Raw genomic sequence first — 23,322 nt, forward strand, 5'->3', positions numbered from 1 at the left:
TTTCTTCTTATAACTTTTCCTAACACAAGTGATGTTTGTTATTATGATTCTAATATATATCAACTTAGTAATAAATTAATCAATAAATGTTAGAATAGCTATAATTAAATTGGTTTGGTAATACTTATGAGTGGAAAAAAACATGTTTTTAAAATGGTGCCTGGAGAATCTTTTAGTGATACTAACGATATTCCTATTTTTGAACAGTTTCGACAATCTCCCTACGGTACAGGGCAGAAAAAATATTCTGAATATAATCTTGCCAAAGTGAATTTTGAAGCGTTAGATGATGAAAGCGAAATAGAATTAAGTTTACCCTTGCAGATGTGCCAACTTGAAGAAGGTATTGTGCCATATAATGTTAAGACATTTACTGTAGAAATGTTGTGCCTGAAAGAAGATGGAAAAAAGCTAAACCTCTGTACAATGAAGCAAGAAAGATCTGTTGATAATAATTTTAATGATGATAGAAATTATTATAGAGTAGAATTAGATGAAGTACTATCTCTGGTAAAAGGCAAAAGTTACGAATTAAGTATATTTGATAAAGAGTCAGGTGAATGTTTAATAAAATCTAGAATTAAAACCGACTCTAGCTTCGATTTTGAATCGGCAAAAAAAAGTCTGAACGGTACAAACAACTTTTCTATTGCATTTAATATTGCAGATGATGAAATGCGTGTTCTTTACCCAAAATTTGAAGTAAGACCGGGAATAATACAGTATCCTTTCATTAGTGTCTGTGACCAAGCAAAAAATGTAATTGCTTCAATACCATGCCTTTCTCTTGCATACTTTAATGACAGGTTGGTAAGCATAAAACCCGCATCGTTAGAAGGATCCTCATGTATTCTTATAGAACCAGTGGAATACCAATATATTACACTTGAAAATAGCGGTGATGATTATCAAATTTACTTGTCAGATTATCAAGGAAATATGATAGACAGAGATTCTGAAGAGCCTACTATTAGCCTCTTACACAGTGTAGTACTAAACAAGAGTATATCATATAATGATTATAGTAATTTGAAAGAAATAATATTGTCTAATGGATTGGAAGAAATGATGTCATCTAACACGTTTACTAAAATCTTTGCTCAGGTTCTCACAAGCAACCAACTCAAAACTCTTGCCAATACTTTTAGCAACGAGCAATTACAAAAAATCGTTCCTAAGTTGAGCTCAAACCAGTTGCAGGCTTTAGCAGAGAACTTAACAGACAACCAATTCCTAGCTTTAGTGGATCATCTAACCAATCATCAATTACAAGCCCTTACTCACACATTGGATTCAAAAAAGTTAGGAATAATAGTCCCCTTATTAAATAAGGATCAGGTTGCAAACTTAGTAAAAGACTTTAACCTAGATCAAGTAAAAGAAATTTTCCCTCACTTGAAAATGGATCAGTTTCAGGAAGTTATTAATACAATGAGCAATGATCAGTTTGTAGAATTAATAAAAGATGCAGATGAGAAAGCTTTCAACACTCTTTTACATAAAGCATTAAAAGATCGACTTCCAACTCTAGTAAAAATGTTAGAAGGAGATAAATTACATAATTTAATTAATAAGCTAGACCATGAGAAACTTGCAATAGTAGCTCGAGAGTTAACTGATGATTCTGATAGGATTCAGATGGTTGTTAAGTCTTTAGTTAACAACCCAGAAAAACTTAAAGCTTTTGCTCATAGTATGTCTCATGAGCAGTTTAAAGAACTTTTGGATAATTTAGGTGCAGGAGAGCTTAAAGATATTATTCACAAATTGCCTCACGAGAAAGTTATATCTGTGATTGGTAATCTTGATAGTAAAGGTCATTCTAAAGCTATTCTTGATGCATTGAAGGAGAAATTTAACGAGCAAAATGAAAAAATAAAAGACCTTATGAGTAAGGTTGAACGAATGCTTCCTGAGGAGAGTGAAGCAAATTGGAATGATGCACATCCATCAACTTACGTTCTTCAAGATGTTAATGCTGAGTTTGCAGTAACAGATCATTTATTGTGAACTTGGATATTGATAAATCAACAGTGTGCATGTGAAACTAAAAAATAATTTAAACTTTAATAATTTATGGAGGTAATTTATATGAGTGAGAACTCGCAAAACCTTTTACAAAGTGCTAATAATGAAGAACAACTTATAAGCGCTCTTGGTCTTATTACACTTAAGACAGGTAGTGGTAAGGATATACAGGACTTTAAGAAAGCGGTTAGTGGTGATACTGTTAAAAAAGCATTTGATGAATTAGCTAATAATATTAATGAACAACTTATTAATAGGTTGAATAGTATGTTAAAAGAAGAGCAAGATAAAGTTGCAAGTTTGCAAGATATTATAGGCAACAAAAGTAAAGGGTTACAAAAAGATCTAGCAGATTTAACCGCTAAATTAAATGATATGTTACCTGAGGAGGCACCACCCTATTATGACATGTTGTAAAGTATAAGAAAGTAACAGCCTCATACCAGTCTGTATATGCTATTTCAATAGGAGCTAACATGAGTAACAACAGTAAACAAGAAAGCGAAAATAACTTTGAAGCAATAAACCAAATGAGCGATTTCAACTTTGAAGAAATAGACAATATAGAAGTTAAAGTTAAGCCCACAAACTTTGAGGACATTGAAGATAAAATTGCAACAATTCATTACGTCTATCAAGTTATGGATAAGTTAATCTACGATTTAAATGAGAAGTTTGTTTCTAATTTGAATGTCTCACTTATGAAAAACATAGTACAACTTCGAAAAGAGTCTCTTGATACAAACCAACGCTTGGCCAAAGGTTTATCTCATTTGAATGAGTTAATTCAACAGGATGGATTTATTGATAATAATAAAAACTATAGAACATGGGCAGAAGAACTTGATCACCTAAGGGGAGAAGTTGAAGGATTAAAAGCAGCAATAATTGACCATAATAACGTAGAATGGGAAGCACCAACTCACTCTGATATACTATAGTATAGTATTTCCTAAAGTAAATGATAAAGGTATAATAAAGTATTTGAGTTATAATGGCATATAGTGTGGATTTAAGGGAAAAGGCAGTATTGATGATAGAAAAAGGTAAGACAAAGGTTGAGGTAGCAGAGCTTATGGAGATAGGAATAGCAACTCTGTACCGTTGGTTAAAAAAGAAAGCTGCTGGTGAAAGCCTCAAGCCATCTAAAAACGGTAGCTTTATTCGAAAAATAGACCCCAAAATACTCGAAGAATATGTTACAAAGAATCCAGATCATACTCTGGCAGAGATGAAACAAAATCTTGGATTTGGAATAAACTCAATTTGGTATAGACTAAAACAGCTAAAAATTACTTTAAAAAAAAGTCACACTATATCAAGAGCGCAATCAAGAAGATAGGGAGCAATTTATTGATAAAATCTCAAAAATAGACCATTCCAGCATCTTATATATAGATGAAGCAGGAGTTGATAATAAGTTATACCGAGAATATGGACGCGCTCCAAGAGGAAAGAAAATTTATGCAGATATTCCAGGGAGAACTCGAGAGAGAATCAGTATAGTAGCCGGGTGGATTGGAAAGAGATTTATTGCACCAATGACTTTCAAAGGTGGGTGTGACAAAGAGGTATTCAATACATGGTTGGAGAAGATGTTATTACCTAAATTGCCACTTGGCACAACTATAGTTATGGATAATGCTACATTTCATAAGACCACTAAAACAAAATCATTAATAGAGTCTTTTGGCTGTCATTTGCTGTATCTTCCAACATATTCACCAGATTTGAATCCTATAGAATACTGTTGGCATACCATCAAAAGCCGCCTCAGACCTCTCATGTATAAATATACAGACTTACAGCTTTTGGTTGGTAATACCATAATGGAACTTTATCATCCATTTTAGAAAATACTATAGTTATAAATATCAACCAATTTAGTAACTTTTGGTTCCTTTGAGAAGATCATGTGATCTTGCTAACCTATTAGCCTTTCTTCTTCTAGCCATAGCTTGTTCTTCAGTTAGTTTTTTAAATATAATTCTCACTTTAACCCTTGTCTCTTTTCCTAACAATACCTCCTGTTCTAGAAAAGATCGATCTTCCAAATGTTCTAGTAAATCTATTTTTTGACCTGTCTCTATATCATATATATTCGTATCAGATTTATAACGACTGATAAAATAAGCTCCTGCTTGACTGATCTGCTCAAAAGAACTTGGCACGAAATAACCCAAATCAGATATTAGTAAATCGTTGCTCGATATATTGCTTAAATGGCTTCTATAACCCTGATCTGACCTTATTCCTTCAAGTTATATTAAGCTGGTCTAATGTCTGGTTTAGGTAGTCAAAAACTAATTGTAACTTTATTCCAGACTTAGTATTGCTTTCATAACCACTGTAGCTGGTACCATAACCTTTATACATGTCTTCCATACTGTTAGGTAAGCTAATATAGCTGCTGTCTAATAATTTAATACCTCCAAAGTGCTTCAAGATTCTGCAATCAACTTGTAAGGTATTTTTAAGTAACGTTAAAATACATTCTTTTCATGAATTCCACTGCTTCCTTGGTAAATCTAAAGTCCAGACCTTGTTTTGTTATATTTATCGAGTCTTCATTCAATAATTGACACACTGTCTCTATACTACAATTATCAACTCCCATATTACCCAAAACGATGGCTTTTATGAACGACGAGCCTTTTAGCTTCCTCTTTCTTTTTATGAACCCTGTTTTAGCTGAGATTTTATCTGCTTTTTCATTAAAAAACTCTTTGAGCTTTTTTGAGATGCAAACTATTCTTTTCATTGTATAAGTTCTCCGTTTTCTTTGTTAAATTTAAGAGAACTTATATCTTCTTTTTCTTTTCTTTACATCAACTTTACCTCACTTCTTCTTAACTTGACGCGTATGGTTTATTTAACACTCCCTTTTTGAAAGTTACAGATCGCTAAAAATATTTAAACAACTAATTTTTATAACTTTGTACCAATAAAACTATTCCCACCTTAATTATCAAACAGTAACGTATAGAACTACAAACTTTTGTATATTAAGAAATTGTTTAAATTGCATACCTGGCTACTATGTCCCCTACTTCCAAGATAAAGTACCTTTCACTAAAAAATATTGAATTTAATTTTTGTAATCACTTAAGTCTAGTATTATTTTGTTAATGTATCGTTCATTTGCATCCTTGATGATAAATTTTATACCATTTTTATATCTTATAACTTCATCTACAGAAGGTACCTTACCAGCAATTGAAAGAACCAAACCACTAAGTGTGGCATAATACTCTTCAGAGTCACATAACTCTATTTTTAGATTTTCTTCTATATCCTTTATAAGGGCCCTTGCCGATATTTCAAACTTATTTTGAGATGATTCAGTAATGGTGTGTTCTGAATTTGCCTCATTCTCGTTATCAATATTTGGTATCAATTCTTCTATAAGATCATTTATCGAAATTAAACCATCAGTTCCACCATATTCATCCAGTACAATAGCTAAATATGACTTGGAAGATTTCATTCTAACAAAAAGATTTGTTGCTTTCATTGAGGCTGGGACAAATATTACATTTTGTATAATATTTCTCAGATTAAAATCTTTATTCTTATTGAAAATGATATCTTTTACGTAAAAAAAGCCTATTACGTTGTCAAAGTTATTCTTATAAGTTGGTATCTTAGCATGGTAAGTGTTTTTCACCTTCTTTATTACCTCATCCTTGCTCGATTCAATGTCTACTGCACATATCTCCTTACGTGGAGTCATTATATCCATGATACTACAATCACGGAATTTTAATAGACTATTAAGTATGTCAAGACCTGACAGATCACCCATTAATGCCTCAGTCGCACATTTTTTTAACACAGAAGTTTTGTTGAAGAGAAAGAGAAAAATTCTGTATGCTATTTTTTCTACTAAAGTTCTTTTCTTATTCAATTTATTCCCTTCAATGGTGAAAATATCTTTAGATAAGGTCTATCAAGAAAACTGTTATTAAATGTTTAATAAGCATGTGAATAATGTCAAATTAATTTGTGAATTATTTGTTGACATAAAATACTAACAATTGATCAACAATTTTTTCAATGACATATACATAATTATATAACAATCCATGATAGTAAAGCTTTTTTCCATAAAAGAAAATTACTAACATTCTAGACATCTTACTTATACACATAAATCATAAAGGAAAATCAATAGTATAGAGAAGTTATTAACATATTTATCCACAAACTAAGTAATACTAACTTTTACTGAATTTTAAGTTAATAACAATTTATTGATAGAACTACTACTACTGTTATACTTTAGTTTAGATAAGAAGTAGATAAAGTAGATTGAAAAGAAGTAAAGCAAAAATAGCAAGAATCATCAGCCAGAACGAGTCAGATGAAAAAGTTCCTATTTGGTTAATGCGTCAGGCTGGTAGGTCTCTTCCTGAGTATCGGAAGGCAGTGGAAAACATGAATAATTTCATGGAGATATGTTATAGCACAGATTTGGTAACAGAGTTAACGTTACAACCAATAAGAAGGTTCAACATGGATGCAGCGATAATTTTTTCTGATATTTTGATAATAGCTGACATTTTAGGTTGTAATGTAAATTTTATTCGAGGTGTGGGTCCAATAATAAGACCTATAGAAAGTGCTAAAGAATTGAAGAGTCTACAAGGAATTGAATCTAACACATTACCAATCCTAAATGCTATAAAAGAAGTAAGAAGCCAGTTGCCAGAAGAAAAATCGCTTATAGGCTTTGCTGGAGGGCCGTGGACGGTAGGTTCATACATCATAGAGGGCGGTGGTAGTAAAACTTTTTCCAAGGTGCTAAATTTTTGTCCATTGGCACTAGAGGAAATAATAAAAAAAATAACGGAAGCGACAATTATTTATCTGATCAAACAGATAGAGTTTGGAGCAGATGTTATTCAGTTATTTGACAGCAATGCTGGTGTATTGAAGGGAAAACTATTTGAAAGATACATCATCAAGCCAACAAAGGAAATTGTTTTGGCAATAAAGAGTAGATTTCCTAATTTTCCAATAATAGGTTTTCCGCGCTCTGCTGAAAATCTTTATACAGATTACTGCGAACAAACAGGCGTATCTGCAGTAAGTATAGATTATAATGTTCCAATAGAATGGGCGAAAGAAAATCTAAAAATTCCTCTGCAAGGGAACCTTAATCCTAGTCTTTTGGCCTACAATAAGTCAGAAGCAATTGAAGAAGCAAAGCGTATAATAGATTGTTTTAGAGGGTTACCTTTTATATTTAATCTTGGACATGGAGTGCTTCCTGATACTCCGGTTGAAAATATTGCTGAATTAGTGGACCTAGTAAGAAACTACTAAAACTCTTGTATGAAAAGCCTTTATGAGGGTGGAATGAAAACCTTACTTGACAAACCTCATTCTCTTCCTTACTATAACGATAAGAGTATTCATCCTTGTTTTTGGGCTCAACGACAAAATTCAGTAAAAAAACTCAAATATTTATTGGCAAATTACAAAAAATTATAGCGGCTGCATGTCTTTTTTATTTTTTCTACATTCAGCCAAATCGCTCTTATTTTAAGCGTTAGCACATTATTACAGTGCCAATTTATATTATTAAAACTCGCTATACAGGGGTTTATTTGCCTTTTTCAATTTATTAAGCTTTTTAATATCTATATTTAAGAATACAAAAATACCAACCTTTATGTAAAATAATAAAACTTCTAGCTTTTTTGTTGTGTAGAGTTTATCATTTTTATTTAACTTTAGTGAGATTATGTCAGACCTTGCAAAGAGGATGTCTCTGATAAAACCGTCGCCTACAATTGCTGTGACCGATAAGGCAAACAGACTAAAAAGCGAAGGAAAGAAAATTTGCGTTTTAGCTGCGGGAGAGCCGGATTTTGACACTCCAGATCATATAAAAAAGGCAGCTATTCAATCGATAAATGAAGGCAAAACTAAATATACTGCTGTTGATGGAACGCATGAGCTTAAAGGGGCAATAATCAATAAGTTAAAAAGGGATAACAATCTAGAATATACACTGAACCAAATTTGTGTCGGCGCAGGTGCTAAGCAGGTGTTATTCAACTTATTTATGGCAACAATTGACCCTGGAGATGAGGCTATAATACCAGCTCCTTATTGGGTTTCGTATGTTGATATGGTAAATCTTTTTGGCGGACTGCCAGTTATTGTAGAGTGCAAACAAAACTTTAAGCTTACACCGGAGTTACTGGAAAGCAATATAACTGAGAAAACTAAATGGTTAATTCTTAATTCACCGAACAATCCAGCAGGAATTGTCTATACATATGATGAATTGAAAAGCATAGCGAGAGTATTGCTTAAACATCCACATGTGAATGTTGTTACAGATGATATTTATGAGCACATAGTATACGACGAAAAGTTTTTTACCATTGCTAAGATTGAGCCAAAACTTTATGATAGAGTTTTTGTGGTCAATGGAGTATCAAAAGCCTATGCAATGACTGGCTGGAGAATAGGTTATATTGCAGGTAGGAGTGATATAGTAAAAGCTATTTCTACACTGCAGTCTCAAAGTACTTCTAACCCAAATTCAATAGCACAAGCGGCAGCAGTTGAAGCGTTAAACGGTGATCATAGTTTTTTGAAAGAAAGAACAAAAATCTTTAGGGACCGTAGAGATTTTGTAGTAAAAAAGCTAAATTCTGCTTCAGGCTTGTCAGCATCTATTCCACAAGGTGCATTCTATTTGTTTGTCTCATGTGAAGGTTTATTGGGTAAGAGTACGAAAAGTGGTAAAGTAATAAATAGTGATCTTGATTTTGCCGAATATTTATTAGAAGATCATTTAGTTGCTGTTGTTCCAGGAATTGCATTTGGTCTGAAAAATTTTATCAGAATTTCTTATGCAACCTCTCAGGAACAATTAGAAATTGGATGTGATAGTATTACTAAAGCATGCGAAATGCTAAGTTAACTTTTTAATATTCCTATATATAATATTTCAGTAAGATAGAGTTGATTTATGGCTTGGGTGTATTTGCTATTAGCTGGTTTGGTTGAAATAATATGGACCACAGCACTGAAATATAGCAATGGCTTTACTCGTGTTATACCTGTAGTAATTATTTTAGTTAGCGGTTCTGTGAGTCTTTACTGGCTATCGTTAGCAATGAAGTCTATTCCTCTTGGAACATCTTATGCAGTTTGGACTGGTATAGGCTCTATAGGTGCAGCGATAATAGGAATAATGTTTTTTAATGACCCAGTAAATTTGGGGCGTTTATTTTCCCTTGCTTTGGTAGTGCTGGGTATCATAGGATTAAAAGTATTTTCCAATTAAAAAAAATTAAGTACGTCTATTTTACCATTTCAGGACTTTCTACTAAAGTTGCTTTGGATTTTTCAGTTCTCGAAGAGGGCATTCCTATTGATTTAGAAAGTACCTTTCTAATGTTCAATATTTCATTTTTCTCATTTTGTTGGATTAAGTTAATATCGTTTATTTTATTCACTAAATCTTTTCCTTCCTTTAAAATTTTTAAATCGCTTTCGTTGATGTGATGCTCATCGTTAAATTCTGCAACGATCTCTTTCTTCTTTGGATGAGTGTTTAAGAATTCCATCACCTGATATTTGGCGAAGGCTTGAACAAATTTCTTATTAAATCTTGAATCGTTATGTAATTCTTCTAGGCTTTCATCATATTGTTTTGCTTCGTTTATAGTAAGCTTTATTATTTCTTCTAAGCTGCTTAAGAGTTCCCTGTACAACTTGTCGTATCTATTGCCTGTGTGTGCGGTAAATGTTTGTTCAATGTATTTTGTTGTGTAGTTTTGTAGTGTGTTGTCTGCTGTGTTTATATTCATTCACTCACCTTGCTTTTATATTATATTTTACACACGAAAAGGTTAATATTTAGTTAACTGCAGCGTTTCTGATACTGAATTTCATTGAAAATTATATTATTTAAAATATAATTGTTATCACGAAATAAAAGCGTAAGTAAAATGAATTTTGTAACAAAACTAAAACTTATAGTAAAAAAAATAAAGCTTAAGATGAACAAGGGTAAAATTATAAAAATCCTTATCATCTGTGGTATAATTTTTTTCATATACCTTATCCATGAACCAGTTATAGATATGCTAAAAGGTCTCTTTTAGAAAGATACTCGGATTAGAGTAGCTATCTACAAAAGTGTTGCTCCTTGCTGATAAAATACCTATAATCCTGTTTTTAGGTAATATCAGCATTGCAGAGAAACTTTTTCATATGGTTGCTAGCATCACTATTTTATGCATACCAGTATATATTACGTGTAATTCCAAATATAATCGCACCTGAATTAATAACGAAATTTAACATAAGTATTACAGATGTTGGTCAATTTGGTGGGCTATATTATATAGGCTATACGCTTGCTCACATACCTGTTGGTCTTGCCCTTGATAGATTTGGGCCAAAGTTTGTTTTGCCTGCGTGTATTGTCTTAACGTTTGCTGGGACATTACCACTAATATGCTTTGATGAGTGGTATTACTCAATACTTGGTAGAATGATTGTTGGAGTTGGGTCATCTGCTTCGGCAATTGGGCTCTTTAAAGTTGCAAGTATGTATTTCTCACAAGAAAAATCAGCAAGGATGGCTAGTTTATCTATAATAATAGGGTTACTGGGAGCTATTTATGGTGGATTACCTCTAGACTTCTTGCTCAATAAATTTGGTTGGAATTATGTTATATATACTTTCTCAGCGTTTGGTTGTTTGCTTGCTCTGTTGTTGCTTTTAATAACGCCAAAAAGTAACATAGAGGAGAGTAGAAATGACAACATACTTCAAGATTTAAAGACTGTACTTTTCAATAAACATATCATTCTAATCAGCTTTTTTGGTGGCTTAATGGTTGGACCATTAGAAGGTTTTGCTGATGGTTGGGCAAAAGCGTTCTTATGTGAAGCATATCAAATGACCGGGGATCTGGCATCTTCGCTTTCTTCCCTTATGTTTATAGGTATGGGGGCTGGATCATTCTTTCTCGCTTATTTACTGGAGAAGTATCCAGACAAACATTACGAGGTGATTATTGCGTGTTCTTTTGCAATGATCGCTAGCTTTCTTTTGCTTTTTACACAAGTTGGCGGTTTATATATTGCATTACCTACACTTCTTGTTATCGGCTTTGCATCTGGGTATCAGGTAATTACTATTTACAAGGCAATAAGTTATGTAAACAATAACTTGGTAGGCTTGGCCACAGCTGTATCAAACATGATAGTTATGGTTTTTGGCTATTTTTTTCATACTGGAATTGCAAAAATAATAGACTTATGTTGGAATGGAACGGTAATACAAGGAAATCCTTTGTATGGTACTGATTTGCTGGTAAAAGCAATATCAATTATTCCTGTATGTCTGCTTTTGGCTGTTTTTGGATTTATGTGGTTAAGGAAAAGGTCTTATGACAATTGCTTCAGAAAGGATTTGTAACTCTGGAAATAATTTAAAGTCTTGTGATAATGAAGTTTATCTCTCTATAGAGAAGGAACTGCAGCGTCAAAGATCGCAGTTGCAATTGATTGCATCGGAGAATTTTGCAAGTAAAGCAGTGATGGAAGCACAGGGTTCTTTTCTGACTAATAAATATGCAGAAGGTTATCCTGGTAAAAGATATTACTGTGGCTGTGAGTATGTAGATGAAGTTGAAAATCTGGCTATAGAAAGGCTTTGTAAGCTGTTTGGTGTTAAATTTGCAAACGTTCAACCTCACTCTGGTTCTCAGGCAAATCAAGCAGTGTTTGCTTCACTACTTGCTCCGGGTGATACAATACTTGGATTGTCACTGAATTGTGGTGGACATTTAACTCATGGTGCAGCACCAAACCTTTCTGGTAAGTGGTTTAAGTCGATCCAGTATACAGTTAATAGAGACACTTACCTGCTTGATATGGATGAGGTGGAAAGGCTAGCGCTGGAGCATAAACCGAAGCTAATCATTGCTGGTGCTTCTGCTTATCCAAGAGAAATAGATTTCGAGCGCTTTCGCAAAATTGCGAATAAAGTTGGTGCATATCTGCTTGCAGATATTGCTCACTATTCAGGGCTTATTGCTGCAGGTTGTTACCCATCACCTGCCAAATATGCGCATGTTATAACTTCAACAACTCACAAGACTCTACGAGGTCCTCGTGGCGGAGTGGTAATGACAAATGATGAAGCGTTACATAAAAAAATTCAGTCTGCAGTTTTTCCAGGGTTGCAAGGTGGACCGCTTATGCATGTGATAGCTGCAAAAGCTGTTGCATTTAAGGAAGCATTAGCGCCAGAGTTTAAAACTTATAGTAAAAAAGTTGTGGAAAATGCGAAAGTGTTAGCTCAAGCGCTGCAAGGGCATGGGCTGAACATTATAACCGGTGGCACTGACTCTCATATAGTGCTAGTTGATTTAAGATCACGGAAATTGACTGGAAAAGACGTTGTGAATAGCCTTGAAAGAGCTGGAATTACCTGCAATAAAAACTCCGTGCCGTTTGACACAGAAAAACCAACCATTACTTCAGGGCTCCGTTTTGGTACCGCTGCTGAGACAACACGCGGACTTGAGAAAAAAGATTTTAAAGAGATAGCTGATCTGATAAATGAAATAATTCAGGGATTAATTGATGGAAATAGCCTTGATATTGAAAGAGCAGTAAAAACTAAAGTTGAAAGGATTTGTAGTAATTTTCCTATTTATTAATTTATTTGGCATTCAAATTTCCTTCCTTTACTTTGGATTAAACTATTGTATAGTGATTTTATAGCTCTTTAATTTTATGATAAATGTACCTAGCATAGAGAGTTGTGATTTTCACAATAAAAATGTTCTGCTCAGGGTTGACTTCAATGTTCCTATAAAAAATGGAAGAATTTGTGATGCCACTCGTATTTTGAGAGCTCTACCTACCATTCAATATTTAGCAAATGCGGGTGCAAAAGTTATTGTTATCTCACATTTTGGGCGTCCAAAAGCCAAAGACAGTAACTTATCGCTAAAAAACGTAGTTGAAACTTTATCGCGGCTGCTAAGCAAAGAAGTGAAATTTATTGATGATTGTATTGGTGAGAGAGTACAAAGAGCAATAAATGCGATGGATGGAGGAGATATAATATTACTAGAGAATCTGAGGTTTTATAAAGAAGAAGAGCAGAATGATTCAAATTTTGCTAAACAATTAGCATCTCTAGCAGATATATATATAAATGATGCGTTTTCTTGCTCTCACAGAGCTCACGCTTCTATTTCACGCATTACGGAATTTTTACCTTCTTATGCAGGATTTTGCTTGCAAGATGAGCTAAAGTATCTTGAGCAAGCTATATCGTTTGACGCTAAACCTATTACTGCGATAGTTGGTGGAGCTAAAATATCAACTAAAATAAAAATGCTTATAAAGCTAGCAGAAAAGGTTGATTACCTTATTCTGGGCGGCGCAATTGCTAATAATTTTTTGTTATTTAATAAAGTTAATATAGGCAAGTCTTTTTTTCAAAATGGTGTTGATGATCTTCTGCACGATATTGTTGAGACGGCAAATAAAAACAATTGCAAAATAGTTGTGCCAGAAGACGTTTTGGTTGCAGTAAATTCTGATTATAGCACTGGCGTTTTAAGAAAAACTGAATCCATTTTGGACGGTGATATAATTTTAGATATCGGACCTCAAACTTTAAGCACAATAAGCGGTATAATAGCAAGCAGTAAAACTCTGCTGTGGAACGGACCTATTGGTGTTTTTGAACATTCAGCTTTTGCAAATGGTACAGTAGAGGTTATGAGAGTAGTAAGTGATTTGACACACGAAGGAAAATTAACCAGTGTAATAGGGGGAGGAGATAGCCTATCTGCAGTAAATGCTGCAGGTCTTGCCGATAAAGATTTTACATATATTTCAACTGGTGGGGGAGCGTTTTTAAGTTGGCTAAGTGGTGATGAGATGCCAGGACTGCGATCAACATTAGATTAAAACTTTTTTAAGTTGTTGCTTATACCCTAGCTTCTTTATGAATATGATTATGTCGAAAATAGCTAAGTTAATCTTGTGCTTGATAATACCAGTAATAGGATTTGTTTTTTACATTAAGGAGCACTATCTTGATGGTACAAATTCACGAATTAGTTTTGAGCCGTTTTTCAAAACAGATTCTTCAGATCCAGACTATATTCCACCACTTCCGGAGCTGACTGATTTTGATAGAGGAGTATTAAGAGTTTGTGGAGATTGGGGAACACACCCTGATGAAGAAGATTTCAGAATTTTACTTGATTGTCCGCAGCATCAAGAAGTGCTGAAAAGGATATACGATAAGCTCGATCATCAAGTGGCTACACCAAATGCAGGCTTGGGGTTATTTAAAGATGAATTGACTAAGATTTGGTTTACAAATAGCGGAGTTGAGAAAGAAACTATAGGATTTGGACATATTTTTTGTGGTGAACCAGATAGATTGGGACTTGGTGGTATGCATTTTGTAGGTAGATATGTTGAGGCTCAAGAAAATAAGTGGGCGGGTGCAATTTGGGGTAATAAATCTCTGTGCAATAAATTAGATATTAAGCCACCTGTTTACACGTTTGGAATGAAATACTTAGGTAAGGGTGGAGAAGTAAAAGTTAAGTGCCCAAATGGGTATGCACATAACCTTCATGCTGATGATATTTTAGTTTCTGCAACTAAGGCGTTTAAGGAATTGGGAAAAGATGGAATGTGTCTGTATAAAATGGAAGATGCCAATTATCAATCAGTGTTTGTGAGAAAGAATGACGCTATACTTACGTTCTATCCTGACTTAACACCAAAATGTAATGATAAAAGTACTAATTGTAGCTGTAGCAAGCCTTGATTAGCTGAAAAAAAGTAAACATTTTATGCGTATTATGTTAATTTAGTTATATTGTGGGCAATTTGTAAAGCTGCATGAGACTTATAGTAAAAAAATGTTTGTCTGTTTTATTTCTGTTGCTGCTTGTAGCGCCTCTTGTATATGGACAACAATCTTGTTTAAGTGATATTGAGAACGATTTTCAAGATTTGAAAACATCATTAAAAAATCCAATATTTTTTAGATCCTGCACCGAGTTTAAATTATGATGATAGAGAAGGCAAAAAAGGTATCCGTTCAGAGGTGTGGTTTAAGAAACAACAGCTAGCAGGTTTTGAAAAGGGTTTAATTCCTTTTGTTTCCAAGTCAGATACAACGAAATTATCCGCTCAAGAAATCTATTCCCTCGCTCTGACTGTGCAAAATATGAATTCTTACGATAGACAACATAATGCCGTATCTGTCGCTCAACATGGTTATTCGTTAATGGAATATTCTCTGGGTCATCCAAAAATGTCCACATCATTGACTCGGATTTTATAATACCCTTTACCGTTCGTGAAGCTCCTTTTGCTTCAAGTATATAAGATATTTTTATCATGCAGTACTGTATGTATCTTCGTAATTCTTTAGCTTGCTTAGTGAACTTTGAAATACTAATTTCATTTTCTGACAAAGCGTTTTTTAATACAAACAATCCATTAGCTGCGTCTTTTAAACAATGGCCAAGTCTCATTACTTCACTATTCCAACTATGAGATAACCTCTCGAAATTTCTCAATAAGTGAGCCCAACAAATTTGTCGTTTTTCATCACTGAAGTGGTTGTAAACTGCATATCTGTCAGTAATTACCAGGTTTTTGTAATCACAAAATGCACTATTCTTTAAAAATTTCATTCCTCTTGTATCTGCTAACTTCATAAGACTTGCTTTATTGTTGGCAAACATCCAGCACCATCCCAATTTGCCTTTGTTGTAGTGACTGGTTTCATCAATATGCAAAATTTCGCTTGCTTTTATTTCTTCCTCTATTTGTTCATAGGCTTCTTTACATTTTGACGAAACCCTTGCTTCACTATTGGACACACTACCAACACTTATACTCATGTTAAAGATGTCTTTCATAATATTCGCTATTTCTCGCTTTGAATTCTTATAAAACCCACTTAGTGATGCAACTACTGACTTAACTCTAGGACCAAAGGTATCCGGTGTAACTCCTTCTGGTAATTTGCTACTCCTTCTTTTTCCGCATTTACGACAGCGACCATGTTCTAATTGATACTCAACTACGTAAGGCTTAATTTCTGGTAAATCAACTTTTTGATAGACATATGGTTTTTCCGATATTGCGATTTCTTCACCACACTCGCATCTATTTGGTAACTCTACCTTCACCACCTCATCTGCTTCCATTTTAGCTCGGCAATTCCCCTTATGTCCAACTTGACCACCTATCTTCCTGCCGCCCTCTGACTTATCTTCTGGTGTGTCTTTTTTTATTTTGTACAGCTCTTTTGAACTTGGTAAAGATGAATTCCTTGAGTTTAAGCCGAGTCTCTCTCTTAGTTCAGCATTCTCTATTTCTAAGATTTTATTTTTTTCTTCAAGCTTTGCTACTTTCTGCTCTAAGTTTTTACATAACTCTACAATACTGATCAACAATTGAAGCATCTAGCCTTACTTTACTATCAACATTTTGTGTTATTACTACTTTAATATATTATGTCAATTGTTTTTTATCCTTGCCACACCTCTGAACGGATACAAAATATTTCCTCTTTCTTGCAGAAATCTGTTATATCCATGGCAGTTACTGACCTTCATTTTAGTTGGCATATTTTTCTTTCGTAGGTTAAATGCCTGTTTTATAGTGAATTTCGTCAGTAACTTCCAGTTCTTTTTATCTGAGCTATGCAACAAAGCCCACTGGAATCAAGAAATTTTTTGAGAACAAAAGTTATGCTAAGTTTTTGTTGGTAAGAAAGGCTGGTGTCTGGGCACTGGGATGACAGTAGTGTGAGATGGGGCTACTTGGATGATAGGACCTAATTTGCTATTCACAATCCAATTATTACCTTGTTTCAAATAAATATTGAATTTTTATTTTAATTATATAATAATTAAATATATCATTTAAGATTAAAGATGAGATTATGACAAGTGATCAATTACTAGCAGAAGTACTGAGTATAATTAACGATAAGACAGATTTAAATGAAGATAATATAATTCAGGAAATACAAGAAGAACTAAAGAAACAGAATCAAGATCTACATGAAGAGTGGAGGAAAGTTGAATCTGATGTAAATCATTTATTTAGTCAAGAACTTACATTGTTGCACGTAGCTGCTAGAGGTGGCTTTGAAAACGTAGCAAAAGTTCTGGTAGCAGCAGGAGCTGATGTTAATAAGAAAGATAGTAGGCGCGAGAAGATTCCTTTACATTTAGCTGCTGAAAATGGTCATGTTGAAGTAGTAGAATTTTTCTTAAATAAAGGAATAAGTGTTAATGTAATGGATAAAGAGGGCAATACCCCTTTGCATTATGCTGCAGATAATGGAAGTAGAAAAACAATATCAATTCTAATAAGAAAAAATGCAGATCCTTGGTTAAAGAATTTTCATGGTAAAACTCCAGTGAATATTTATGCATTCAAGCATCCTAATGGCTCTGGATACTTAATGCAGCTGAAAAAAGCGAAAATTCAAGGTTATATCGTTTTTGGCTCAATGTTGTTGTTAGGTGCTGCTATGGCAACATCAATTGTTGCGGTTAATTTAATTGTACCTGATGTGCCTGTATTAAAGGTGTTATTGTGTGTAAGTATTTTGTATGCATTTGCATCTATAGCTAAATATATTACGTACAAAGCGGCTGAATTGGATGCTGAAAATGAGATTAAAAACGAGCAAGATTCAAACATAATAAATATTGAAGAAGTGAGTGATGAAAAAAAATCGGTTAATAAAGCAACGCGCTCAAAAAAATTAAATGATCTTGTTTGTGCAATAAAAGGCTCTTCTAGAAGAGATAGTTGATCCAGACAAGCAGAAAAAAGTAACACTTGATGATGTTATTGTTTCAGATGAAGTAAGAAAAGAGTTAAAAATGATTTGTGGTCATATATCAGAGAAGAAGAAGAAAGCTCTTGAAATGCTAAGTTGCAAAATGCCAACAGGCTATATTTTATATGGTCCACCTGGAAATGGTAAAACTCTTATTGCTCGTGCAATTGCATGTGAAGCTAATGCTAAATTTATTAGCGTTTCTGGATCTGAATGTATGCAAAAATATGCTGGACACAGCGCACATTACATAAAAGATCTTTTTGCAAAAGCGAGAGAAAATGCTCCTTGCATAGTCTTTATAGATGAAATAGATGCTGTTTGTACAAAACGTAGTAATAGTGGACGAAGTGATGAAGAACACAACCGAATTGTAAATCAGTTTTTATGCGAGCTTGATGGTTTTAATCCTATAGAAGGCGTGACAGTCATTGCTGCAACTAATCGTCTAGAAAGTTTAGATGAAGCAGTAATTAGATCAGGTCGCCTCTCTAAACATATTGAAATTCTTTTACCAGATAAAAGCCTACGTGAAAAAATATTGGGTCTTTATACGAAGAAAGTGCCAATGGCACCAGATGTAAATCTAGCAGAACTTGCAGAAGAAACTAATGGTTTTTCAGGAGCTGATCTAGAAAATTTGGTAAATGAAGCAAAACTTCATGCTGTAGATCAGATTTGCGAAGAAGAGTCAGAAGATGAAGAGCTAAAAGTGACAGTGACCATAGATGATTTCAATAATGTACTTAAACGTCTTAAATCTAAAAAGATTGAAGTTGGGAATGAGAATAAAAAAGTGAGTAGCTTGATAGAAGGTTGGGGAAATATTTTGAATTTTAGAGAATTAAAAAAATATTGTGGCTTAGCTAAATAAAAAACATATGGATCTCCTTATTGTAAAGCAGGAAAGTGATTCAGCGAATGTAAATGCAAAAGTAGAGATAGAGTACAGAGAAAGCAGGTAAAATAGTGATTTTAATTGTGTTAGATAGATTTTGACTTTCTGTTCTTTTTCTTACTATTTATCACAAATCTCCCTAACATTTATCTCTCTCTTACAGATTCATTCAAACTTAATTAAGTGGGAGTATTGTTAATGCGAAAAGGGTTTAATTAAAATGGTATGGCGTGTGAGGAAGACATACATCAATTGGTAGAAAGTGGATTTGATATTAACTCAAAAGATGTAAGCGGAGTCACTCTCTTGCATAAGTTTACAAAAGAAGGCGATTTAGTTGGAGTAAAATCATTATTAGAGCACGAAGCTGACTTTAATGTTGTAGACAACGAAAATAGAAATCCACTCCATTATGCTATTATGCATGGACACAAAAAAATTGCTAAACTTCTTGTTAATCAACTGACAATTAATTCTAGAGATAAAAATGGATTTACTCCACTTCACCTTGCTACACTACAAGATGACACAGAATTAATGGATTTTTTAATAACAAAAGGCGCAAAAATTAATGAAAAAGATGCTGAGGAAGGCTATACTCCTCTTCACATAGCTTCATTATACGGTTCTAAAAAGAGCGTCCAGATTTTAATTGATAGCGGAGCAAATCTTGAATGTGAAGATAACAACTTTCGTACTCCTTTATTTTTGACCATTTATCAATGTACTACACATTATGAAAGTAGAGCAGAGATTATAGAATATCTGATAAAGAAAGGTGCAAACATAGAAGCAAAAGATGCAGAAAATAATACTACGCTTTTTCTAGCAGCATATAACAACAAAATGCAACTGGTAAAGCTTATTGTAAAGCAAGCAAAAGCTAGGTTAAAAGAGTTTATTTGCACAAAAAACAAACATGGTTTTGATGCACTGGATTGCGCTATTAAGCATAATAATAGGCAAATGGTAACATTTCTTGTTTCAAAGGGAATAGAAGCAGATGACCAAGATTGTAGCGGTAACACCAGGTTACATAAAGCTAGCTATAATGGTGATACTAAAGCAGTTAAGTTCTTATTGGAGCTTAAGGTAAACGTTAATGCCGTCACTAGATGCAACAGAACTCCTCTGCTACTTGCAGCTAAAAAAGGCCATGTAGAAATTGTAAGAATGTTGTTAGCAGTAAAAGCCAATATGAATATTTGTGATCAACAAGGTTTTTCACCTCTGCATCTTACTATTCAAAAGGATTATTTTGATATAGCTCAGCTATTAATAGAAAAAGGGGCAATTAATTGTAGTAATGATTATACTGCAATAGATATGTTTATTGACAAGGCTCATAGCAAAAAAAATATTGAAGAAAATTACAAAAAATTTTGTAGGTTTTTGATGCTTTACTTGAAAGAGCTACATAGTAAACACAAAGCCTTTTGTGTACTTTCAATCCTAGCTCTAAGCTTAACAATTATAGGTTTACCATTTATTTTCAAGCCTATTATTAAATATAGAGAAAGAAGTAAAATATATAAAAAAATTAGGGCTATGCTGATTTATATTTAAGTATAACAGGAGAACTAAGCTAATATATGACAATTATCTGCTCGATAAAAATGGAATTAAATGTATCCGTTTAGCAGAGTGGCAAAATAAAATAGACAAAACCATAAAAATAAATGGTGTCATGCAATTTGAGCTTCGGCATAGATCCCACATAAATTTTTTGGTACATATTTTTTCAACATTAATTTCGTATTCCATGCAGTCGAAAAAGCCCTCTATTTCTAAGCTTTATTGACTCAGATAATCCATAACTGGGGTATATAGCATTATTGATCCTGTCTAAATTTAATCCCTATATCTTTGTTTGATGCTTGTTGTTCCATAATATTCTTCAATTCAAAGAATATTAATATTGGCATATAAGTATGAATATTATGCTAATATAATTACTTTTTAGGTATACATGGCAAATTTATGCCTGGAAACAGTTTTTGGTTATTTCCTACACTTTCTTTATAAAAATCACAGGCGCCTGTTATTAGCTAAAGTAAAGGTCAAGTATCTGGAATTCTGGACATAAAATCCTCCTGTATAAAAAGATTAGAAAAAAATGCAGCGCACATATGACAGACGTGTGTATACGCTGAAAAAGATACGCTACGTTTTTTATTGAAAAGTTAACTGAAAGTCTGCAGACAAAGAGAGATTTTGAGCTCTTAAAATATCTCTAATTGTCATTATAATCAGATTCAAAATATGCGGAAGTAATTTTTTTTGACAATAGATTTCTTGCATAACCAAGTGTCATTCCAGCTGGGATCCAACTAAGTTGGTAAACACTTTACAACGTTTTTTGCGCGAAAAGGCTAGATGCCAGTGTCAGCTACTTGCATGACATCGTCTTGGATGAAAATCAGTACGTGATGCACCAAAAATTGTGCATCAAAAGGGTGTCATTTGAGTAACTTTTTTGTTTGCCAGTGTCAGCTACTTTCATGACACCTATTTGTTCCTATGATAGTCTTGTCTATCTTATTTTGCTACTCTGCTGAACAGATACGTTTCTTTTACCTTTTTTATTCTGTAAATTTTTTAGTATTTGTATGTTTAACATAAGAACTACACAAGACTACAAATGGTGAATCAGCATTACCTTAAAGAGAGTACCCATATTTTCAGTTAACCTTAAAAATTCACTGAAGATCTTATTCTTCTGTTCATTACTTGCATTTTCCATTAAAGCTTGCGCTCTTTCCTTTATACCAAACAAATATAAAAATTCTCTTTGAGTTAAAATCTCACAATTTAAGTATTTTAATGAATCTTTTAACGCTTGAAAGTTCACAAGTGCAGTGATGTCACTATTACCGACGTTTTCAAGAAAATTAGTATATTTATGCTGCCTTATCGATTGCAAAGTGCTCTTATATTCAGGATATACATAACCATAATCTATAATCAGGGCAGCTCCTCCGTTATTGACTATCTTATTCTCAAGTTTCTTTAATATTTCGATTCCGGCTAGGCATACTTCCACTACTGCACCATTGAAACCCCCTGTCATTCCAGTCTGGAATCCAGTTTTTGGTCTGGTTAAGCACTGGAGTGACAATGAAAGACTGCCATCATCTTGTTTTATTACTCTATTTTCATACCACTGCTCATCACGATAAATAAATTGGTCAATTGGAAGGGCGTCAAATAACTCATTTGCAAAAAAAATAGTTGGCTGATTTGGTAAGTTGTCGACATCTGTGTGCCAATTAATATCTAATCCCTTTAATTTTTCCTTTTGTATTTTCTGTAAAAGAGGACTTATTTCAACTAGGTGAATGTTCATTGAGCTAAAAAAACAGCTGTATTTTTTAGTAACTCTTATTATATCGTGAATGAGTGTTCCTTTACCTGGTCCAAGTTCAACTAGAGAAAATTTTGATGGCTTTCCTAATTTTTCCCATGTATTCATTATCCACACTGCAATTGTTTCACCAAATAGCTGACTAATTTCAGGTGCAGTAATGAAGTCACCATCTTTGCCAAGTGGTAATTTACTCATGTAATAACCATACTCTTTGTGATATAGAGCAGCATTCATAAAATCACTGATTGATATTGACCCTTGTCTTTTATCAATTAATTTGTGTATATAAGTGAGCATATTATTAATAAATGTTTAACTATAGTGTGCCATACTATAAAATAGTGGAGTATTTATGTATATAATATAAGTTTAAAGGCGATAGTGCTTTGGTTATGAATAGTCAAGATACGGATTATGTTACCCTTATACCTCAAGATTATGGTATTGAATATAAATTTAAAGAAGCTATCAATTTTGTAGAAAATAAGGTTGTAGGTGCCGACGGATTAACTTTAGCAGAAATATTTCAAGTACTAGTTCGAATGTTGAATGGTGACCTAGAGTTAGTAAAAAAAGTGCTAGCATATGCTAATATTATGGTAAAGCATGGAATGAGGTTAGCACAAGAGTCACAATTGAGCAGAGCTGATGTTCGCAGAGCTTTGGAAGGGAAAGAAAGTGTTTTCAATAGGCAAGATTTTATCAAAAAACCACCTCTTGTACCTTCTATAAAATCGGTTAAAAAGAAAAGCAGAGGTCTTTAAATGGTTGAGTCTATAAAAAAATTTACTGTACAGTGTGATTTCAAAGGGCAAAGTTCACCTTTTGCAATATACATAGGAGATCCAAAGGGTGATACTCATCCAATTCACCATCAAGATTCCTGGCTTGCAAAGGAGCGTGGAGGAAACATACCTAATAAAGTCAAAGAAAGTCTGCAAAAATTATATAAGTTATCTAAAGAAAATGGAGTCTCTTTTTCAGAATTATGTGCATATGCTATTACTGTAGTTAGTAATAATGATAAAAAAAATGTATCCGTTCAGAGGTGTGGCAAGGATAAAAAACAATTGACATAATATATTAAAGTAGTAATAACACAAAATGTTGATAGTAAAGTAAGGCTAGATG

At 33.4% G+C, this 23,322-nt stretch carries 21 protein-coding genes and 2 pseudogenes; 18 read left to right on the plus strand and 5 right to left on the minus strand.

Annotated features, from left to right (window positions below; all coding sequences use genetic code 11):
• The first annotated feature begins 126 nt into the window (after window positions 1-126).
• The 5 genes from OM962_RS02240 (at window position 127) to OM962_RS02260 (ending at window position 3,881) form a co-directional block, all read left to right on the plus strand.
• Entirely contained in the window at window positions 127-2,010 is a 1,884-nt protein-coding gene (locus OM962_RS02240) for a magnesium and cobalt transport protein CorA (RefSeq protein WP_264330669.1), read from the plus strand.
• An 81-nt stretch (window positions 2,011-2,091) separates the two neighbouring features.
• Window positions 2,092-2,445, plus strand: coding sequence for a hypothetical protein (locus OM962_RS02245; RefSeq protein WP_214303161.1), 354 nt, complete (start codon window positions 2,092-2,094; stop codon window positions 2,443-2,445).
• A 59-nt stretch (window positions 2,446-2,504) separates the two neighbouring features.
• Window positions 2,505-2,969, plus strand: a complete 465-nt coding sequence (locus tag OM962_RS02250; RefSeq protein ID WP_211907603.1) for a hypothetical protein — start codon at window positions 2,505-2,507, stop codon at window positions 2,967-2,969.
• A 53-nt stretch (window positions 2,970-3,022) separates the two neighbouring features.
• Window positions 3,023-3,370 carry an IS630 transposase-related protein gene (locus tag OM962_RS02255; protein ID WP_213864026.1) on the plus strand — a complete coding sequence of 116 codons (348 nt, stop codon included), beginning with the start codon at window positions 3,023-3,025 and terminating at the stop codon, window positions 3,368-3,370.
• 28 nt (window positions 3,371-3,398) lie between these two features.
• Window positions 3,399-3,881: an IS630 family transposase gene (locus OM962_RS02260; protein WP_264330460.1), complete on the plus strand. Its 483-nt coding sequence runs from the start codon at window positions 3,399-3,401 to the stop codon at window positions 3,879-3,881.
• Window positions 3,882-3,885: 4 nt separating this feature from the next.
• On the opposite strand, the pseudogene OM962_RS02265 reads toward OM962_RS02260, so the two are convergent.
• Both OM962_RS02265 and OM962_RS02270 read right to left on the minus strand, forming a co-directional pair.
• A pseudogene (locus tag OM962_RS02265) lies at window positions 3,886-4,789 on the minus strand (IS4 family transposase); the annotation flags it as partial.
• 327 nt (window positions 4,790-5,116) lie between these two features.
• The gene (locus tag OM962_RS02270; RefSeq protein WP_264330670.1) at window positions 5,117-5,935 is read right to left on the minus strand and encodes a transporter associated domain-containing protein; all 819 of its coding nucleotides are present in this window, start codon (window positions 5,933-5,935) and stop codon (window positions 5,117-5,119) included.
• 404 nt (window positions 5,936-6,339) lie between these two features.
• On the opposite strand from OM962_RS02270, the gene hemE reads away from it, so the two are divergent.
• From hemE to OM962_RS02285, 3 genes are all read left to right on the plus strand, one after another.
• The gene (gene hemE / locus OM962_RS02275) at window positions 6,340-7,356 is read left to right on the plus strand and encodes a uroporphyrinogen decarboxylase (RefSeq protein ID WP_264330671.1); all 1,017 of its coding nucleotides are present in this window, start codon (window positions 6,340-6,342) and stop codon (window positions 7,354-7,356) included.
• Window positions 7,357-7,777: 421 nt separating this feature from the next.
• The gene (locus OM962_RS02280) at window positions 7,778-8,971 is read left to right on the plus strand and encodes a pyridoxal phosphate-dependent aminotransferase (protein WP_264330672.1); all 1,194 of its coding nucleotides are present in this window, start codon (window positions 7,778-7,780) and stop codon (window positions 8,969-8,971) included.
• Between the two features lie 48 nt (window positions 8,972-9,019).
• The gene (locus OM962_RS02285) at window positions 9,020-9,337 is read left to right on the plus strand and encodes a DMT family transporter (protein ID WP_211907571.1); all 318 of its coding nucleotides are present in this window, start codon (window positions 9,020-9,022) and stop codon (window positions 9,335-9,337) included.
• Between the two features lie 16 nt (window positions 9,338-9,353).
• Here OM962_RS02285 and OM962_RS02290 read toward each other — a convergent pair whose 3' ends face one another.
• Window positions 9,354-9,863, minus strand: coding sequence for a hypothetical protein (locus OM962_RS02290; RefSeq protein ID WP_264330673.1), 510 nt, complete (start codon window positions 9,861-9,863; stop codon window positions 9,354-9,356).
• 386 nt (window positions 9,864-10,249) lie between these two features.
• On the opposite strand from OM962_RS02290, the gene OM962_RS02295 reads away from it, so the two are divergent.
• The 4 genes from OM962_RS02295 to OM962_RS02310 all read left to right on the plus strand — a co-directional run bounded on the left by OM962_RS02295 (window position 10,250) and on the right by OM962_RS02310 (window position 14,878).
• Entirely contained in the window at window positions 10,250-11,485 is a 1,236-nt protein-coding gene (locus tag OM962_RS02295; protein WP_264330674.1) for an MFS transporter, read from the plus strand.
• Window positions 11,457-12,734 (plus strand): serine hydroxymethyltransferase, encoded by a 1,278-nt coding sequence (gene glyA / locus OM962_RS02300; protein ID WP_264330675.1) that lies wholly within the window; start codon window positions 11,457-11,459, stop codon window positions 12,732-12,734. Before OM962_RS02295 ends, glyA begins: the two co-directional genes overlap by 29 nt.
• Before the next feature lie 79 nt (window positions 12,735-12,813).
• A complete protein-coding gene (locus OM962_RS02305) occupies window positions 12,814-14,001 on the plus strand; it encodes a phosphoglycerate kinase (protein WP_264331006.1) in 1,188 nt (395 codons plus the stop codon).
• 49 nt (window positions 14,002-14,050) lie between these two features.
• The gene (locus OM962_RS02310; protein WP_264330676.1) at window positions 14,051-14,878 is read left to right on the plus strand and encodes an EndoU domain-containing protein; all 828 of its coding nucleotides are present in this window, start codon (window positions 14,051-14,053) and stop codon (window positions 14,876-14,878) included.
• Window positions 14,879-15,167: 289 nt separating this feature from the next.
• Here OM962_RS02310 and tnpC read toward each other — a convergent pair whose 3' ends face one another.
• The gene (tnpC, locus tag OM962_RS02315; protein WP_264330462.1) at window positions 15,168-16,520 is read right to left on the minus strand and encodes an IS66 family transposase; all 1,353 of its coding nucleotides are present in this window, start codon (window positions 16,518-16,520) and stop codon (window positions 15,168-15,170) included.
• Window positions 16,521-17,014: 494 nt separating this feature from the next.
• Between tnpC and OM962_RS02320 the strand changes: the two genes are divergently transcribed.
• From OM962_RS02320 to OM962_RS07735, 4 genes and pseudogenes are all read left to right on the plus strand, one after another.
• Entirely contained in the window at window positions 17,015-17,899 is an 885-nt protein-coding gene (locus OM962_RS02320; RefSeq protein WP_264330677.1) for an ankyrin repeat domain-containing protein, read from the plus strand.
• Window positions 17,900-18,014: 115 nt separating this feature from the next.
• On the plus strand, window positions 18,015-18,800 hold the full coding sequence (locus OM962_RS02325) for an ATP-binding protein (protein ID WP_319606740.1): 786 nt from the start codon (window positions 18,015-18,017) through the stop codon (window positions 18,798-18,800).
• 249 nt (window positions 18,801-19,049) lie between these two features.
• Window positions 19,050-20,390 carry an ankyrin repeat domain-containing protein gene (locus OM962_RS02330; RefSeq protein WP_264330679.1) on the plus strand — a complete coding sequence of 447 codons (1,341 nt, stop codon included), beginning with the start codon at window positions 19,050-19,052 and terminating at the stop codon, window positions 20,388-20,390.
• Window positions 20,391-20,526: 136 nt separating this feature from the next.
• A pseudogene (locus tag OM962_RS07735) lies at window positions 20,527-20,625 on the plus strand (IS982 family transposase); the annotation flags it as partial.
• A gap of 834 nt (window positions 20,626-21,459) precedes the next feature.
• Here OM962_RS07735 and OM962_RS02335 read toward each other — a convergent pair.
• Window positions 21,460-22,488, minus strand: coding sequence for a class I SAM-dependent methyltransferase (locus tag OM962_RS02335; protein ID WP_264330680.1), 1,029 nt, complete (start codon window positions 22,486-22,488; stop codon window positions 21,460-21,462).
• A 95-nt stretch (window positions 22,489-22,583) separates the two neighbouring features.
• Here OM962_RS02335 and OM962_RS02340 point away from each other — a divergent pair, with 95 nt between their 5' ends.
• Together OM962_RS02340 and OM962_RS02345 are read left to right on the plus strand one after the other, a co-directional pair.
• The gene (locus tag OM962_RS02340; protein WP_264330681.1) at window positions 22,584-22,955 is read left to right on the plus strand and encodes a hypothetical protein; all 372 of its coding nucleotides are present in this window, start codon (window positions 22,584-22,586) and stop codon (window positions 22,953-22,955) included.
• Window positions 22,956-23,270, plus strand: coding sequence for a DUF2610 domain-containing protein (locus OM962_RS02345; protein ID WP_264330682.1), 315 nt, complete (start codon window positions 22,956-22,958; stop codon window positions 23,268-23,270).
• Window positions 23,271-23,322 lie beyond the last annotated feature (52 nt).

This window comes from Wolbachia endosymbiont (group B) of Erebia ligea (assembly GCF_947179575.1).
Taxonomy (GTDB): domain Bacteria; phylum Pseudomonadota; class Alphaproteobacteria; order Rickettsiales; family Anaplasmataceae; genus Wolbachia; species Wolbachia pipientis_C.

Coding starts and splice junctions, on each gene's coding strand:
- OM962_RS02240 (WP_264330669.1), top strand. CDS start 127: ATGAGTGGAAAAAAACATGTTTTTAAAATGGTGCCTGGAGAATCTTTT.
- OM962_RS02245 (WP_214303161.1), top strand. CDS start 2,092: ATGAGTGAGAACTCGCAAAACCTTTTACAAAGTGCTAATAATGAAGAA.
- OM962_RS02250 (WP_211907603.1), top strand. CDS start 2,505: ATGAGTAACAACAGTAAACAAGAAAGCGAAAATAACTTTGAAGCAATA.
- OM962_RS02255 (WP_213864026.1), top strand. CDS start 3,023: ATGGCATATAGTGTGGATTTAAGGGAAAAGGCAGTATTGATGATAGAA.
- OM962_RS02280 (WP_264330672.1), top strand. CDS start 7,778: ATGTCAGACCTTGCAAAGAGGATGTCTCTGATAAAACCGTCGCCTACA.
- OM962_RS02285 (WP_211907571.1), top strand. CDS start 9,020: ATGGCTTGGGTGTATTTGCTATTAGCTGGTTTGGTTGAAATAATATGG.
- OM962_RS02290 (WP_264330673.1), bottom strand. CDS start 9,863: ATGAATATAAACACAGCAGACAACACACTACAAAACTACACAACAAAA.
- glyA (WP_264330675.1), top strand. CDS start 11,457: ATGACAATTGCTTCAGAAAGGATTTGTAACTCTGGAAATAATTTAAAG.
- OM962_RS02310 (WP_264330676.1), top strand. CDS start 14,051: ATGTCGAAAATAGCTAAGTTAATCTTGTGCTTGATAATACCAGTAATA.
- OM962_RS02320 (WP_264330677.1), top strand. CDS start 17,015: ATGACAAGTGATCAATTACTAGCAGAAGTACTGAGTATAATTAACGAT.
- OM962_RS02325 (WP_319606740.1), top strand. CDS start 18,015: ATGCTAAGTTGCAAAATGCCAACAGGCTATATTTTATATGGTCCACCT.
- OM962_RS02330 (WP_264330679.1), top strand. CDS start 19,050: ATGGCGTGTGAGGAAGACATACATCAATTGGTAGAAAGTGGATTTGAT.
- OM962_RS02335 (WP_264330680.1), bottom strand. CDS start 22,488: ATGCTCACTTATATACACAAATTAATTGATAAAAGACAAGGGTCAATA.
- OM962_RS02340 (WP_264330681.1), top strand. CDS start 22,584: ATGAATAGTCAAGATACGGATTATGTTACCCTTATACCTCAAGATTAT.
- OM962_RS02345 (WP_264330682.1), top strand. CDS start 22,956: ATGGTTGAGTCTATAAAAAAATTTACTGTACAGTGTGATTTCAAAGGG.